We start from the raw sequence: 15,252 nt of genomic DNA on the forward strand, positions 1-15,252 counted from the left end.
ACTCGCAGGCGAATCGGAGCGATTCGAGCGAGTGGGACCAGCTATTTTTCGGCATGCGAAACGGAGAAGGGAGCCGGCAGCTGCCGACTCCCTTCGAGAACGTTGCTTTCGCTCAGACTGCCCTGTTCACGGCCGACACAACGGCACGCAGCGACGCTGTCGTGATGGACGTCGCGATCCCGACACCCCACACGACCTTGTCACCGATCGCGCACTCGACGTATGCGGCGGCTTGGGAGTCGACGCCCGACGTCATCGCGTGCTCCGAATAGTCGAGCACCCGAACGTCGATGCCGATACTGGCGAGCGCGTCCACAAATGCGGAGAGCGGTCCGTCGCCGGATCCCGAGATCTCCTGCTCTTTGCCGTCGACCTTCACCACCGCGGTGATCGAGTCGATGCCGTCGTCGGTCTCCGATGCCGTGACCTTCTGACGAATTCGCTCCAGCGGCAGCAGGCGATGCAGGTATTCGTTCGCAAAGACGTCCCACATCTCCTTCGAGCTCACCTCACCGCCCTCGCCGTCAGTGATCTGCTGGATCGCGCGGGAGAACTCGATCTGCAGTCGCCGTGGCAGAGCGAGGCCGTGGTCGGCCTTCATGATGTAGGCGACGCCACCCTTGCCGGATTGCGAATTCACGCGGATCACGGCCTCGTAGGTGCGGCCGACGTCCTTCGGGTCGATCGGCAGATACGGGACCTGCCACAGGATGTCGTCGACGTCGGCGTCCTGTGCGTCGGCATCGAACTTCATCGCGTCGAGGCCCTTGTTGATCGCGTCCTGGTGGCTTCCCGAGAAAGCGGTGTAGACCAGATCGCCACCGTAGGGGTGGCGCTCCGGAACGGGCAGTTGGTTGCAGTATTCGACCGTGCGGCGGATCTCGTCGATGTTGGAGAAGTCGATCTGCGGGTCGACGCCACGGGAGAACAGATTCATGCCGAGCGTCACCAGGCAGACGTTTCCGGTGCGCTCGCCGTTACCGAACAGGCAGCCCTCGATACGGTCCGCGCCGGCCTGGTAGCCCAATTCGGCTGCGGCAACGGCAGTTCCGCGGTCGTTGTGTGGATGCAGCGACAGGACGACCGATTCGCGACGAGCCAGATTCCGGCTCATCCACTCGATCGAGTCGGCGTAGACGTTCGCCGTCGCCATCTCGACCGTTGCGGGCAGATTGATGATCATCGGATTCGATGGCGTCGGCGCGATGATCTCGGTGACGGCGTCGCAGACGTCCCTCGCGTAGGAGAGTTCGGTACCCGTGTAGGACTCGGGCGAGTATTCGTAACGCCACTCGGTGTCCGGGTACTTGGCTTGTTCGGCGAGACACTTGTGCGCTGCGTCGGTCGCGATCTTCTTGATGGCGTCACGGTCGGCTCGGAAGACGACCCGGCGCTGCAGGATCGATGTCGAGTTGTAGAAGTGGACGATCACCTTCGGCGCGCCGGCGCATGCGACGAAAGTGCGCTCGATCAGTTCGGGGCGACACTGCGTCAGGACCTGAATGGTGACGTCGTCGGGGATTGCGTTCTCTTCGATGATCTCGCGTACGAAGTCGAAATCGGTCTGGCTGGCCGACGGAAAGCCGACCTCGATTTCCTTGTAACCCATTCGCACGAGCAGCTCGAACATCCGTCGCTTGCGAGCGGGGCTCATCGGATCGATCAGTGCCTGGTTGCCGTCGCGGAGGTCGACTGCACACCACATCGGTGCTCGGTCGATGACCTTGTCGGGCCAGGTGCGGTCGGCAACTGCGACCGTTTCGACCTCTTCGGCGAAGGGGCGATACCGGAATGTCGGCATCGAGGAGTTCTTCTGAGGGTTCCACGCCGGCTGATCGGCGGGGGCTGGGCGGGTCGGCGGATTGATCGTGCGCGAACCGGAAGTGAAGGCGTCTGCGGGTGACATGTCTGACTCCGAGATTTGGGGGACGGGTCGTCCGTACTTATGGATCGACCGGCGCGACTGGACCCCGCGACGGGAAGCCGGTCTGGATCAGACCCCGCCGCGGCAATCAAGGAGGAGCCGCCGCTGCATAGTTCGGAAGTCTACATGGGGCCTGCGGGGCTGGACAGGCAATACCGAAGGCATCGTCGCCGGCAAAAGCATTCCAGAATTCAGTGCACGCCTGTACACTCAGATTCGTGAAGGCTAATCCCGAAACCAAGCAGGCCGTTGTCGACGCCGCGCGTACCTGGCTGGGCGACCGCGACCCGGCGACCGTCTCGTTGCGCGAAGTCGCGCGTGCGCTGGGGACGACGCCGACCTCGATGTATCGCCACTTCGACTCGATGCACGACCTGCGGGTTGCGCTGGGTCTGCAGCAGGGGACCCGTCCGGTAGTTGCCGAGGCACCCACCTCTGTCCCCGAATCCTTCACCGATTCGTTCGTCGACCGTGCGGCCAGCCCCGAGCGAATCCGCACCGTCATCGCTGAATTGATGGGCGAGACATTCTCGATCGGACCGATCGGTGTCGGTCCAGGACAACGCGCAAAGGCAGTCGCACAAGGCCGAGTCGGCACCATCGAAGTCGTGCAGGGGCCGAACAGAACGCTGCATGCGCAGGTGCCGGTCAGCTTGGAGATCGTGATCGTCGTCGGTCGTATGCGCAAGAACGTCGCAGCTCGCATCGTGGTACCGATTACGATCGCGCCCCAGGTCAACGGGGCACTCGAATTGTTGATCGACGTCGTTCGCCCGCGCCCGAGCGCTATTGCGGTCACCTTGGACGAGCGTCGAATGTCTGCCAATGTGCTGAAGATCGGTCGTATCGACAGCCTGCTTCGCGCGCAGACGATCACCTATATCGACACCGTGCTGGACAGCCCGGCCGGGCGTGCGGCGACGGTCATCGATCTCGGCGATCTCATCGACACGGCATGGCAGCCAGGCATGATCGCCAGCTGATTGCGGTATCCGCACCTACGATCGGAATTCGACGTGAGGAGCGGTGATGCGCGGATCGAAGAAGCCGGTATCCCTCGAGAAGCCTGCGGAGGCGCTACGGCCCTACCCGAGGAAGCCTCCGGTCAAGCTGATCGACTGGGCGATGTTGCTGTTGGCCCTGGTGTCGGTCGTCTTGCTCGGGTGGATCACCTTCTGGACCGTCGACCCCGACATCGTGCACTGGGTCATCTACGTCGACTACGCGGTCTGCGCGATCTTCGCGATCGAGTTCGCCTACCGCTGGCGCAAATCGGGCGAGGGCTGGATCTTCCCAGCGAAGTACTGGTACGAGGTACTCGGCATGATCCCCGTGTCCGACCCGGCCTTTCGCTCCTTCAGGTTGTTGCGGATCATCGTCGTTCTTGCCCGACTCGGACGTATGGCCGACCGCGCATTCGGTGAGCGGATCACGGCAGCGATCGTCAACAAGTTCGTCGGCACGATCGTCGAAGCGATCAAGCGTCCGATCACTGTCGCGGTTCTCGACGAGGTCGGCGATGTACTGCAGACCGGGCACTACACGGGCAATATCGCCCGCGCTCTCGAGGAGAATCGGGTCGAGCTCGACAACATGATCCTCGAGCAGATCAAGCGCGACCCCCAGGCGGGCCGGCTGAAGTTCATTCCGTTCCACGACGACATCATCGGTCTGGCAACGGACACCACGTTCAGGATCATGTTGCAGGTGCTGGCGGACCCTCGTACCGACGAATTGGTGTCGGACGCGATCCGCGAGAACGTCGATCAGATAAAGATGGCTGTCCGAGGTAAGGACGCCGCGAAGCGCGGGGCAAAATCACCGGTATGACCGACCGGATCGCGGTAGCGCGCAGCTACATCGACGCACTCGTTTCCCACGACGGAAAGTCCGTTCCCTTTGCGCGAGGCGCGGTCCGCTACGAGGTCGGAGTCAAGACCGGTCGTTCGGGTAAGCACTTGCAGCGCAGCCTTTCCCGTGGGCCCCAGTACCGAGTGATCATGGGTGTCCGCAAGCTGGACGCCGCCGTCGACGGCGATGTCGTGCACACCGAATATCTGCTCGACGCTGGTCTGTTCGGGCGCAGGTTGGCGACGGTACGTATCACCGAGGACTTCGTGATTCCGTCGTCCGACCTACTGATTCACCGGATCGACGCGAAGATCACGTTCCGGAAGAAACGTCAGTGAGCTTCGTGATGCCGGATCTCGTCCCGCATCTGTGCGAATCGGGTTGTCTCGAACGCGATCATCACGGCGAGCACAGCGGTCAGTAGTCCGAGCGAGGCCAGTGCGGGCAGCGCGGCAGCAACTGGGATGAGCGCAAGCAACACGACGATGGTGACCACGCGGGACACGGCGATCGTGCGGACCGCGTACCACTTGAAGAACACCAGCGCCGCGATGTAGAGCGCGACTCCACCGAAGAGGGTGAAGATCGGGACTCCGTAGAGAGCATCGGTCAGGTCGTGCTCGGTGTCGTCGCCGACGTAGCTGAGAACCTTCTTGAGGCCGAGCGACAGACCGATGACGCCGACGATCATCGGCAGATGCGCGAACGAGTAGCTGTTTCGCGCAATTTTGATCTGCAGTGCGCCGCCCGCCTTGTCGAGTTCGTGTTCGACGGCGAGTGCCGTGACATCGAAGTAGGCCCACCACATCAGTGCCGACACGGCGAGGCCGAGCAGCGACGCGACGATGATCGCCCAGGAGATCGGCAGGCTGACAACGCCGATTCCGATCGAGACGATCGACTCGCCGAGCGCGACGATGATAATCAGGCCGTGGCGTTCTGCAAAGTGCGTGACAGAGCGCAGAATCCAGCCGTTACCTGCGAATACTGTGCCGAGGTAGTCTCCGGCGAGCGCACCGACCCACAGCAGCGTCTGCACGGTTCCCGTCGTCTGCGACGCGATGAGCAGCAGGGTCGTGCTGATGGCCAGCGACGGGAGCCAGCGAAGAACAGTTCTGCGGAACCGAGGTTCGTCCTTCCCGATGACCCAGAAGATCGAGATGTGGACCGCGCGAACGACGAAGTAGCCGATGGCGAAGACGACGGGCCCAGACAGTCCACCAGGCAGGTCGTCGAACGCCTCCGGCAGCGCAAGCGCGATGATGAACGAGGCGCCCATCGCCGCGAACACCGCCACCTTGACGATGCCCTCGTCGGCGCGCGCGAGGTTGCCGAGCCAGGCGTAACCGACCCAACTCCACCACAGCACAGCCAGCACGAGTATCGACCGAAATACGTTGGCGGCGCTGGTGTTGTCGGCGAGTAGGTCGGTAACCCTGGTCAGGGCGAATACGAACACCAGGTCGAAGAACAGTTCCAGCTGCGAAACCGTTCCTCGCTCGGACAACGCCTGGACCCGTACACGTTTGGGGGTATTCACGGTGCAATCGTGCCAGAGTGCAGCGCACCTGCGCGCGGCGAAGCCGCTCAGACCGATTCGCTGATCCAGATCGGCGTCCAGTCGGTCAGTTCGTGGAATCGGCGAAGTTCCGCGAGCCCCGAAACCGATCCGAGCCATGACGCGTGTGGTGGGTTGGTCGTGTCGAAACCGCTCTGGACGAACGTGAGTCGGGTCTTGCCGTCGGATTCGGCCAGCTCCCACGTCTGGACGCCGGGAGCACCCCAGTCGACGGTCACCTTCTGGTTCGGTTCGAGCTCGAGAATCTTCGCGGGAGGGAAGGGAGCGTCGAAGCCGCCCATCGCGTACCGACCCCCGACCCATGGCTCGATCGAAATCGGGTAGCCGAACCACGTCGATACCTTCTCGGTGTCGATCAGCGAGTCGTAGACCGCTGCGGGCGTCGCGTCGATGAGCGTTTCGGCGCGGAACTCGGTATCGGAGAAGTCGTGTCGCATCGTGAGCTCGCGACCCTCCAGCAGGTCGACGAGGTTGGCTAGCGACATCGCCCAGAAGGTGTGCAGCACGCCGCGAATCGTCTTGCCTTCGAACATTTCCTGGACGTCGAAGTGCGATTGCGACAGCACGATGACCGTGGTGTCAGGGGCTTCGGCTTCGAGGGTGATCGAGGTGGTGGTGTCGACGCCGTCGAGCAGCCAGGTGAAGGTGAGACCGTCGTCGTCGACGTGGGTGAGTTTTTGGTGCGGGGCATCGCCCTCGGGTGTGTAGCGGCCCCAGAATTCGTAGCGGCTCGGCAGCTCGACCTCGACTTCTTCGGCGAACCAGCGTCGCAACGTATCCGGATCGGTCAGTGCGTGTAGGACTGCTGCCTTGGGCGCCGCAACTCGTGCGCGCACGATCATCGGTTCAGTCATCGTTCTCTTCTCCTTTGGGGTAGCAGGCGACGGCGAGTTTGAAGGCGTCGCCTTCGGAGCCGCCGTAGCGGGTGAACAGGTCTTGCAGGGTGGATTGCAAATCCGCGAGGAATTGCTGGCGGTGCTCGGTTGGTACTCGGATTTCGCCGGATACTCCGATCGATGGCAGTTCCGGTCGGCGCCGGTCGAGCGCTGCCACGTCGGCTTGCACGTCTTCCATGAGGTCGAGCAGGTAGCCGAGGCTGAGTTCGTCTTGGACTTTGCGCTGGCCGATCCGGCCGACGAGCCGGGGTGACAGCCAGTAGGACCGGGCTGTCGCCTGGTAGATCCCCTCGTGGATCCCTCGGACTTTGCGTTCGGATACCTGGTCGACGAGGCCGGCGTCCACCAAGCGTTTGACCTGGTAGTAGACCCGCTGTGGCGTCTGGCCCAGTACCTGCGCGATCTCTGTGCAGGTCTTGGGTTCGGCCAGTTGCCGCAGCACCTCGATGCGTTGCGGCTTGAGCAGGGACTCGGCCTGCTCGAGGTTTTCCAAGTACACGACGTCTCTCATAACAAAAACCACTTTGAACGTAAAAATATGTTTTGTCAATAGGTGATCGGGCGCACGTACTGGGGCTGAGCGCCACACGGGACCTGGTTCTCGGTAGGCTCACAAGCTGGAAACCCAGTTACCAGCACTTATTCGGAGGTACATCCGCGTGGCTCTCGTCGTCCAGAAGTACGGGGGATCGTCGGTCGAATCGGCCGAGCGCATCCGACGCGTCGCTGAACGGATCGTCGAGACGAAGAAGGCCGGCAACGATGTCGTCGTCGTCGTCTCCGCGATGGGGGATACAACCGACGAATTGCTCGACCTCGCCTCCCAGGTCTGCCCATCACCGCCTGCTCGTGAGTTGGACATGCTGCTCACCTCGGGCGAACGCATCTCGAGCGCGCTGGTCGCGATGGCGATCTCGTCGCTCGGTGCGCAGGCGCGGTCGTTCACCGGTTCGCAGGCAGGCGTGATCACGACAAGTGCCCACGGCAAGGCGAAGATCATCGACGTCACGCCCGGCCGGGTCCGCGCAGCGCTCGATCAAGGGTCGATCGTTCTCGTTGCAGGCTTCCAAGGCGTCAGCCAGGACAGCAAGGACGTCACGACGCTCGGTCGTGGCGGTTCGGATACGACGGCTGTTGCACTCGCGGCCGCACTCGACGCCGACGTGTGCGAGATCTACAGCGACGTCGACGGCGTCTACACCGCCGACCCGCGCATCGCGCCCAACGCGCAGAAGCTCGACCGTGTCTCGTTCGAAGAGATGCTCGAGATGGCAGCGTGCGGCACGAAGGTGCTCGGCCTGCGGTGCGTCGAGTACGCCCGCCGCTACCACGTGAAGGTGCACGTCCGGTCGTCGTACACGGACAATCAAGGCACCTACGTTTACGGATCGATGGAGGACATTCCCGTGGAAGAAGCCATCCTCACCGGTGTTGCGCACGATCGCAGCGAGGCCAAGGTCACCGTGGTCGGTCTGTCGGACCAGCCCGGCTACGCGGCACGGGTCTTTCGTGCCGTCGCCGACGCGGACATCAACATCGACATGGTGCTGCAGAACATTTCGAAGGTCGAGACCGGTAAGACCGACATCACCTTCACCCTGCCGAAGACCGACGGACCGCTCGCGGTGGAGAAGTTGACGAAGCTGCAGGAAGAAATCGGCTTCTCCAACATCGTGTACGACGATCACATCGGCAAGGTCTCACTCGTCGGAGCAGGCATGAAGAGCCACCCGGGTGTGACGGCAACCTTCTGTGAAGCGCTTGCCGAAGCCGGCATCAACATCGACCTGATCTCCACTTCCGAGATCCGAATTTCGGTCCTGTGCCGCGATACGGAATTGGACGAGGCTGTTCGAGCGTTGCACGAAGCATTCGACCTGGGTGGCGACGAAGAGGCCGTCGTGCATGCGGGAACTGGAAGGTAGTAGCAGTTATGGGTTTACGAGTAGGCGTAGTCGGCGCGACCGGTCAGGTCGGCGCTGTGATGCGCACACTTCTCGAAGAACGTAATTTCCCCGCCGACGAGGTGCGGTTCTTCGCATCGTCGCGGTCCGCAGGTAAGACGCTGCCGTGGCGCGGCACCGACATCGTCATCGAGGACGCCGAGACGGCGGACCCGACCGGTCTGGACATCGCGCTGTTCTCGGCGGGCGCGACCATGTCGCGTGTGCAGGCACCGCGGTTCGCTGCGGCCGGCGTGACCGTCATCGACAACTCGTCGGCATGGCGCAAGGATCCCGACGTGCCGCTGGTCGTCAGCGAGGTCAATCCGGAGCAGACGCGCAATCTGGTCAAGGGCATCATCGCCAACCCCAACTGCACCACCATGGCGGCAATGCCGGTCCTCAAGGTGCTGCACGACGAGGCAGGTCTGAAGCGGCTGATCGTGTCCAGCTACCAGGCGGTGTCGGGTAGCGGGCTCGCCGGCGTCGAAGAGCTTGCGTCGCAGGCTCGTGCCGTGATCGACGACGCGGAGAAGTTGGTCAAGGACGGCAGTGCCGTCGAGTTCCCGGCGCCGAACAAGTACGTCGCGCCGATTGCCTTCAACGTGCTCCCCTTGGCGGGTTCGATCGTCGACGACGGCAGTGGTGAAACCGACGAAGATCAGAAGCTACGCAACGAGAGTCGCAAGATCCTCGGCCTACCCGACCTGCTGGTCAGTGGCACCTGCGTGCGCGTTCCGGTCTTCACGGGCCATTCGCTGTCGATCAACGCCGAATTCGAGCGGCCGCTCTCCGTTGCGCGCGCGCAAGAACTGCTCGCCGCTGCTGCCGGTGTGAAATTGGTCGATGTGCCGACTCCGCTGCAGGCCGCAGGTGCCGACGAATCGTTCGTAGGACGCATTCGCCAGGATCCGGGTGTTCCGGACGGACGTGGCCTCGCGCTGTTCGTCTCCGGCGACAACCTTCGAAAGGGAGCTGCGCTCAACACGATTCAAATCGCAGAGGTCTTGCTCTCGCAGTCCTGAGATTCGCACGGGGTGAGACCTCCACAGAATCTTCACATCGCCCGACCGTGATCACCACGACCGCTGCATAGAGTCGTCCCCATGAGTGATCCGGGCAGGGTTGAGCAGGGCAGACGACAAATTCTCGTCGTCGACGACGAACCGATCATTTCCGATTCCATCGCGACGAGGTTGCGCGCGGAGGGATTCGACGTCGACATTGCGGCAGACGGTCCGTCGGCTGTCGAGGCGAGCAAACGCCTTGTTCCCGATCTCGTCGTGCTCGATGTGATGTTGCCGGGTTTCGACGGACTGGAAGTCTGCCGCAGGATCCAGGCGGATCGGCCGGTGCCGGTGCTGATGGTCACTGCGCGAGTCGACGAGACCGACATGCTGATCGGACTCGGTGTCGGAGCTGACGACTATCTGATCAAGCCGTTCAGTATGCGCGAACTCGTTGCGCGGGTGCATGCGTTGCTCAGACGATCCGATCGCGGTGCTGCTGCCGCAGCGGCTGACGTGATGCGGGTCGGTGACGTGCGAATCGATGTGCAGGAGCGTCGAGTTCAACGCGGCGAGAGTGAAATTCATCTGACCAGAACCGAATTCGATCTGCTGCTGTTCTTGGCAGAGCGTCCGCGAGCAGTCGTCGCCCGCGAGACCTTGCTCGAGCACGTGTGGGGGTGGGGCAGTGCGGGGGAAAGCAGGACCGTCGACAGTCATGTAAAAGCGTTGCGGCGCAAGCTCGGCGGCGATCTAATCCGAACCGTTCACGGTGTCGGCTACGCGTTGGAGCTACCGCGATGACGCGCGGTTGGTCGTGGCTACCGCGCCCGCTAGACCCCCTGGCATCGTTCAAGGCGAAGGTCAGCGTGCTTGTCGGCGGTGCGCTGCTGTTGGCGAGCGTGACCTTCTGGTTCGTTGCTGATTGGCCGTTTCGGTACGCGCTACTGCTCGCATTGGTGGTTGCGCTTGTGCTGACTCAGTTACTCGCACACGGGATGACGTCGCCGCTGCGCGAAATGACAGCGGCCGCACAGGCAATGGCCCGCGGTGACTACAGCATTCGGGTACGCGCATCTTCGCGTGACGAAGTCGGCCAGCTGGCAGCGGCTTTCAATGCGATGTCCGCGGATCTCGCTGCGGCGGAACAGTATCGACGCGAATTGATCGGCAATGTATCGCACGAGCTTCGTACCCCGATCTCGGCACTGCATGCGGTGCTGGAGAACGTCGTGGACGGCGTCGCCGAACCGGACAACGCAACGATGCGAACCGCGCTCTCGCAGACCGAAAGGCTCGGCCGACTGGTCGGCGATCTGCTCGACCTGTCGAAGCTGGAAGGTGGCGCAATAGTGCTCGACCTCGACACCTTCGGCGTAGCCGAATTCCTTCGGGAAGCGGTCGAGCACACACACGCCAGCGTCCGGACCCAAATTCGAGTAACCCCAACCGATCTCGTCGCAACCGGAGACAGTGCGCGTCTACATCAGGTGGTCGTAAATCTGCTCGACAATGCGACGCGGCATGCACCGCCGGGTAGTCGAGTGGTGGTCGAGGCCGAGAGCACTCGCAACGGTCTGCAGATCGACGTCTGCGACGACGGTCCGGGGATTGCACCTGCCGAGCGGGAGCGGGTCTTCGAACGTTTCATCCGCGGCGGATCCACCGACGGCGGGACCGGTCTCGGTCTAGCTATTGCGCGGTGGGCCGTCGAATTGCACGGCGGGACGATCGAGGTGGTCGACCAGAGCGTCGGCTGCCGCATCCGCGTCCACATTCCATCAGGCCACATTCCAACAGGGCAGCCCCATTCCGGCGAAAGTGACACGAAATGACCACTGCAGTAACAGAACCCGGCAAACCGCAACAACCCTTCGGGCCGCAGCCGGTGCCCGTGCGGCGCGCGACGATATGGCCCGAAAAGGTCTGGCCCGCAACGCAGTCGGCAGCGGCATCGTGGCAGGTTCTCGCAGCGACACTGGTGGTCGGCTGGATTTGCTCCATCGTCTGGCACTTCGACAGCGTGAGCATCGGCTTCCTGTTGACCGCGATTCTGGTGTTCGGCGTCGCATTCGGAACCGCGCGACGACGCCCGACCGCAACAGAAGCTGTCTGGATCGCACTGACCCTCGCGTTGCTCAGCGTTCCGGCCTTCCGGGACGCGAGTTGGCTCGCCGTGTTGTGCATCCTTGCGTCCTGGGGCGCCGGTTGGACTGCGTTGGTCGGCGGTCGAACGTGGACCTCGATCTTCTTCGGCGCGTTCGTCGTCTGGATGCTGCCCGCCCGAGTGCTCGGTTGGACGACGCGCGGCGGCCGCGTTCTACTGCGCGGCAAGACGAGCGGACGCAAGCTGCGGATCCTCGGGGTGGCGGCGTTGACCGTCGTATTGGTCGGCGCATTCGGAGCGCTGTTTGCCGGCGCTGATCCCGCCTTCGCTCACCTCGTTGCGGGCGTGACGCCAGACCTCGATGCTCCGACCATCTCGGGCCAGGTCTTCGTCGGCGTCTTCGCGATGGTCTTCGTTCTTGCGTCGTCCTACCTCGTTCTATTCGTTCCCAAGTTCGACGCGATCGCACCTGCTCCGGGGAAGTCTGCGCAGCGCTGGGAGTGGGCAGTCCCGCTGTCGGTGCTCGCTGCGCTCTTCGTGGTCTTCGTCGGTGTGCAGATCACGGTGTTGTTCGGTGGCAGCGAGCACGTGCTGCGGACCGAAAACCTCACGTACGCGGAGTATGCGCGCCAGGGGTTCTGGCAACTTCTCGCCGTGACGGCGCTGATCCTGCTTGTCCTCGCCGTTGCGATCAGAAAGGCCCCACGCGAGTCGTCGTCGGATCGCACCCTCGCTCGGTCACTGATCGGGGTTCTGTGTGTCTCGTCGATGGTGATCGTGAGTTCGGCTGTGTTCCGCATGTGGACCTACGAACAGGCCTACGGCTTCACCGAGCTGCGGTTGCTCGTAACGACCATCGAACTCTGGCTCGGATCGATCTTCCTGATGATTTGCGTTGCAGGGGTGAAGATGTCGGCACCGTGGTTGCCGCGCGCTGTGGTCGGCGCCGGCGTCGTTGCCCTGCTTGTGTTGGCGGCGTGGAACCCCGATGCCTACATCGCCGATCGCAACATCGACCGCTACGACTCCACCGGAAAGATCGACGTGTCGTTCCTTTCGACATTGTCCGCGGACGCGGTTCCGGAGTTCGACCGACTGCCCGAACCGATGCGATCGTGCCTGCTCTCCAACGCGGCGGACCGCCTCGACGAGTCGGAGCCCTGGTACCGATTCAACCTGTCGCGGACACTCGCGCGCGCCACGCTCGACGACCAACCGAAGCGCGACAGCAACTGCCTGACAACAGTCGGCAGATAACCCGCTCGCCGCGCCGAGGTGTCGCTAGGGTGTGACCATGACTCGGCGCGGCTGGGTCGGGGACTCTCTTATCGTGGTCGTCGTGCTGGCGGCTGCGCTGATGGTGCTGCCTGCAGCAGGTGTAGCGGCGCCGTCGCAGCCCCGACTCTGCGAGGTCAGCAGCGGACGGCAATTCCCGCGAGCGGAACCAGCGGAAGTCGGCATGGACCCCGCGGCTCTGACCGATGCCGTCGCCTTCGCCGCGGACCGAAATCGTGTGAACATACAGATCTTCCGGCGCAACTGCTTGGTCGCAGAAGGTCCACGCAATCAGGAGACGGGCAATCTTGCGTGGAACAACTGGAGCATCGCAAAAAGTGTGACGTCTCTCGTCGCGGGTCTGGCGTACGACGAGGGTCGGCTCGGGCTCGACGATCCGATCGGCAAGTATCTCGCTCCCGGTCTCGGCGATTCCGCCCACCGAGCGATCAAGGTCCGGCATCTGCTCACCGAGACGTCGGGTCTACTGAGCGCGACGGTGTCCGAAGGTGCGAGCGGCGTCGTCCAACTCGATCCGGATGTGGTTGCTCAGGGGTTGGGAATGCCCTTCGCGCATCAACCCGGTTCGGTGTTCGAGTACAACCAGCGCGCCGTCGATCTGCTCGCAGCTGTCGTCGAAATTGCAGTCGGAGAACCGTTTCAGGATTACGCGCAACGAAAGTTGTTCGACCCGTTGGGTATCGAACGCAGCGACTACTATTGGGCCCGTGATCGGTCGGGTCACACGTACGGCTTCTCGTTCCTTCTGATGCCGGCAAACGATCTCTCGAAACTGGGATTGCTGCTGCTCGGCGGCGGCAGCTGGGGCGGCGAGCGCATCGTCTCGGCCGAGTATCTGCGGATGGCGATTACGCCGTCACCGCGAAACCCCTGCTACGGCTTCCTCTTCTGGTTGCAGGCACCCGGTTGCGAAAGAGCGTCGTTGCCCACCGGCATCTTCTGGATGTCGGGTCTCGGTATGCAGAACGTATTCGTGGTGCCGAACCTCGACCTCGTTGTCGTGTGGACCGGTGCCTTCGGAAACCGGTCGGGTCTCGGTCCGATCGGTACCTCGCAGAACACGTCGGAACTTCCACACAGCTTCTTTCGGCTGCTGTCCAGAGCGATAGTGGATGTCGCCGTGCCCGACCCGGGTCCGTATGTCGAACCGCCGCTGCAGGATCCGGACGTGAGCGACTTCGCCGACGCAAGCATTTCCCTCGCCATTTTCGGTATCGGGCCCGCCGCGTACCCCGGTTGCACACTCTTCGAGTGCCTCGGCCTGCGCTTGGCGCCGCCTGCTGCCAACTGGCCGCCCGGCTGCGCGATCGTCGTCTGTACCGGTACCGATCCGAGAACGCCAGGAATCAGGCCCGGGTGAACCGCCAGGCCACCGCTCCGATGGCAAGTGCCACGGATCCACCGACGATCGATTCGGCGGGCAGTGACAGTCCGACGACGATGCAGCCGACCGCCCCTGTCGCAGCAACCCACCGTTGCCGGCGGCCGAGGGTCCACGCGCTGGCATTGCAGACCAAGTAATAGAACAGCACCGCGAACGACGAGAACCCGATCGCGGACCGTAGGTCGACGCTTGCGGCGAGCACCGCTACCACCGCACCCACGGCGAGTTCGGCGCGGTGGGGCACTGCGTGCTTCGGATGCACCGCGTCAAGTGCCTTCGGCAGATGTCGGTCGCGTGCCATCGCGAGGACGGTGCGGGAGACGCCGAGGACGAGGGCGATCAGCGCGCCGACGGCTGCGACGACGGCACCGATGCGTACGAATGGCGCGAGGGCGGGCGCGCCTGCACTGGAGACGGCCTGAGCGAGCGGGTCCGTCGCCGTTGCGAGAGTGTCGGGGCCGAGAACTGCCAGGACGGCCACTGCGACGACGACGTAGACGACGAGCGTGATCGCAAGAGCGGTTGTGATGGCACGGGGGATCGTCCGGGCCGGATCACGCACTTCTTCGCCGAGCGTCGCGATCCGCGCATAGCCTGCGAAGGCGAAGAACAGCAGTCCCGACGCTTGCAGGACGCCGTGCACGTCGGCGGTGCCGGAGCCGAAACCCGTCGCCGCATTCGGTCCGAATGCGCAGACGGCGACGACGATCGTCAAGACGGCGAGAACGATCGCGACGATGACACGCGTCGCAACTGCGGACTTCTGGACGCCGAAGTAGTTCAGGGCCGTCACGGCGAGCACAGCGGCAACGGCAACGGCGTGTTGTTGGGCAGGCCACGCGTATGCCCCGATCGTCAACGCCATCGCAGCGCACGATGCGGTCTTGCCGACGACGAATCCCCAGCCTGCGAGGTAGCCCCAGAACGCTCCGAGCCGTTCGCGCCCGTAGACGTAGGTGCCGCCCGACTGCGGATACAGCGCGGCCAAGCGTGCCGACGACGAAGCGTTGCAATATGCGACGACCGCCGCGATCGCCAGGGCAATCAGGAGGTACGAGCCAGCGGACGCTGCCGCGGGGGCGAATGCGGCGAAGATGCCGGCACCGAGCATCGCCCCGAGACCGATGGTCACCGAATCGAAGAGTCCCAGCCGCCGTTTCAATTCGGCGGGCTTGTCCGTAGTCACGGCGGTCATCCTGCCCGACCCGAGTGAACAGTGGTGTCGGCGGCAACGAAGAAGGCCGCTCACCGAAGTGAGCGGCCTT

General features: G+C 63.4%; 14 protein-coding genes. 9 read left to right on the top strand and 5 right to left on the bottom strand.

The genetic code is table 11. The features are described from left to right. Positions 1-112: 112 nt before the first annotated feature. Positions 113-1,906 carry a 2-isopropylmalate synthase gene (leuA, locus tag JGU71_RS14490; RefSeq protein WP_199704850.1) on the bottom strand — a complete coding sequence of 598 codons (1,794 nt, stop codon included), beginning with the start codon at positions 1,904-1,906 and terminating at the stop codon, positions 113-115. Positions 1,907-2,142: 236 nt separating this feature from the next. Between leuA and JGU71_RS14495 the strand changes: the two genes are divergently transcribed. The 3 genes from JGU71_RS14495 to JGU71_RS14505 are packed head-to-tail and all read left to right on the top strand — an operon-like array spanning position 2,143 to position 4,113. After that, entirely contained in the window at positions 2,143-2,907 is a 765-nt protein-coding gene (locus JGU71_RS14495; RefSeq protein ID WP_307829656.1) for a TetR family transcriptional regulator, read from the top strand. Positions 2,908-2,953: 46 nt separating this feature from the next. After that, positions 2,954-3,754 (top strand): ion transporter, encoded by an 801-nt coding sequence (locus JGU71_RS14500; protein WP_199704851.1) that lies wholly within the window; start codon positions 2,954-2,956, stop codon positions 3,752-3,754. After that, positions 3,751-4,113, top strand: a complete 363-nt coding sequence (locus tag JGU71_RS14505) for a DUF8021 domain-containing protein (protein WP_199704852.1) — start codon at positions 3,751-3,753, stop codon at positions 4,111-4,113. Before JGU71_RS14500 ends, JGU71_RS14505 begins: the two co-directional genes overlap by 4 nt. Here JGU71_RS14505 and JGU71_RS14510 read toward each other — a convergent pair. The 3 genes from JGU71_RS14510 to JGU71_RS14520 are packed head-to-tail and all read right to left on the bottom strand — an operon-like array spanning position 4,107 to position 6,761. Continuing rightward, positions 4,107-5,315 (bottom strand): low temperature requirement protein A, encoded by a 1,209-nt coding sequence (locus JGU71_RS14510; RefSeq protein ID WP_307829657.1) that lies wholly within the window; start codon positions 5,313-5,315, stop codon positions 4,107-4,109. The two genes, JGU71_RS14505 and JGU71_RS14510, sit on opposite strands and share 7 nt — an antisense overlap. Before the next feature lie 47 nt (positions 5,316-5,362). Beyond that, positions 5,363-6,208, bottom strand: a complete 846-nt coding sequence (locus JGU71_RS14515) for an SRPBCC family protein (RefSeq protein WP_199704854.1) — start codon at positions 6,206-6,208, stop codon at positions 5,363-5,365. Further along, complete coding sequence (locus JGU71_RS14520; RefSeq protein ID WP_199704855.1) at positions 6,201-6,761, bottom strand: winged helix-turn-helix domain-containing protein; 561 nt, start codon at positions 6,759-6,761, stop codon at positions 6,201-6,203. Before JGU71_RS14520 ends, JGU71_RS14515 begins: the two co-directional genes overlap by 8 nt. Before the next feature lie 148 nt (positions 6,762-6,909). On the opposite strand from JGU71_RS14520, the gene JGU71_RS14525 reads away from it, so the two are divergent. The 6 genes from JGU71_RS14525 (at position 6,910) to JGU71_RS14550 (ending at position 13,963) form a co-directional block, all read left to right on the top strand. Then, positions 6,910-8,175: an aspartate kinase gene (locus tag JGU71_RS14525; RefSeq protein WP_199704856.1), complete on the top strand. Its 1,266-nt coding sequence runs from the start codon at positions 6,910-6,912 to the stop codon at positions 8,173-8,175. A gap of 8 nt (positions 8,176-8,183) precedes the next feature. Next, positions 8,184-9,218, top strand: a complete 1,035-nt coding sequence (locus tag JGU71_RS14530) for an aspartate-semialdehyde dehydrogenase (protein ID WP_199704857.1) — start codon at positions 8,184-8,186, stop codon at positions 9,216-9,218. An 81-nt stretch (positions 9,219-9,299) separates the two neighbouring features. After that, on the top strand, positions 9,300-10,004 hold the full coding sequence (locus JGU71_RS14535; RefSeq protein ID WP_199704858.1) for a response regulator: 705 nt from the start codon (positions 9,300-9,302) through the stop codon (positions 10,002-10,004). Beyond that, positions 10,001-11,035: a HAMP domain-containing sensor histidine kinase gene (locus tag JGU71_RS14540; RefSeq protein ID WP_199704859.1), complete on the top strand. Its 1,035-nt coding sequence runs from the start codon at positions 10,001-10,003 to the stop codon at positions 11,033-11,035. The genes JGU71_RS14535 and JGU71_RS14540 overlap by 4 nt, the downstream gene beginning before the upstream one ends. Continuing rightward, positions 11,032-12,564, top strand: coding sequence for a DUF4153 domain-containing protein (locus tag JGU71_RS14545; protein ID WP_199704860.1), 1,533 nt, complete (start codon positions 11,032-11,034; stop codon positions 12,562-12,564). Before JGU71_RS14540 ends, JGU71_RS14545 begins: the two co-directional genes overlap by 4 nt. Before the next feature lie 37 nt (positions 12,565-12,601). Further along, positions 12,602-13,963, top strand: a complete 1,362-nt coding sequence (locus tag JGU71_RS14550) for a serine hydrolase domain-containing protein (RefSeq protein ID WP_199705305.1) — start codon at positions 12,602-12,604, stop codon at positions 13,961-13,963. Here the strand turns inward: JGU71_RS14550 and JGU71_RS14555 are convergent. Beyond that, the gene (locus tag JGU71_RS14555; RefSeq protein ID WP_199704861.1) at positions 13,950-15,173 is read right to left on the bottom strand and encodes an APC family permease; all 1,224 of its coding nucleotides are present in this window, start codon (positions 15,171-15,173) and stop codon (positions 13,950-13,952) included. The two genes, JGU71_RS14550 and JGU71_RS14555, sit on opposite strands and share 14 nt — an antisense overlap. Positions 15,174-15,252 lie beyond the last annotated feature (79 nt).

It is taken from the genome of Antrihabitans stalagmiti, assembly GCF_016482825.1.
Lineage (GTDB): Bacteria > Actinomycetota > Actinomycetes > Mycobacteriales > Mycobacteriaceae > Antrihabitans > Antrihabitans stalagmiti.

What these genes read in the sequence shown, in the direction of transcription:
- JGU71_RS14545 (WP_199704860.1), top strand. Translation starts at nt 11,032, where the DNA reads ATGACCACTGCAGTAACAGAACCCGGCAAACCGCAACAACCCTTCGGG.
- JGU71_RS14505 (WP_199704852.1), top strand. Translation starts at nt 3,751, where the DNA reads ATGACCGACCGGATCGCGGTAGCGCGCAGCTACATCGACGCACTCGTT.
- JGU71_RS14540 (WP_199704859.1), top strand. Translation starts at nt 10,001, where the DNA reads ATGACGCGCGGTTGGTCGTGGCTACCGCGCCCGCTAGACCCCCTGGCA.
- JGU71_RS14515 (WP_199704854.1), bottom strand. Translation starts at nt 6,208, where the DNA reads ATGACTGAACCGATGATCGTGCGCGCACGAGTTGCGGCGCCCAAGGCA.
- leuA (WP_199704850.1), bottom strand. Translation starts at nt 1,906, where the DNA reads ATGTCACCCGCAGACGCCTTCACTTCCGGTTCGCGCACGATCAATCCG.
- JGU71_RS14535 (WP_199704858.1), top strand. Translation starts at nt 9,300, where the DNA reads ATGAGTGATCCGGGCAGGGTTGAGCAGGGCAGACGACAAATTCTCGTC.
- JGU71_RS14530 (WP_199704857.1), top strand. Translation starts at nt 8,184, where the DNA reads ATGGGTTTACGAGTAGGCGTAGTCGGCGCGACCGGTCAGGTCGGCGCT.
- JGU71_RS14550 (WP_199705305.1), top strand. Translation starts at nt 12,602, where the DNA reads ATGACTCGGCGCGGCTGGGTCGGGGACTCTCTTATCGTGGTCGTCGTG.
- JGU71_RS14520 (WP_199704855.1), bottom strand. Translation starts at nt 6,761, where the DNA reads ATGAGAGACGTCGTGTACTTGGAAAACCTCGAGCAGGCCGAGTCCCTG.
- JGU71_RS14500 (WP_199704851.1), top strand. Translation starts at nt 2,954, where the DNA reads ATGCGCGGATCGAAGAAGCCGGTATCCCTCGAGAAGCCTGCGGAGGCG.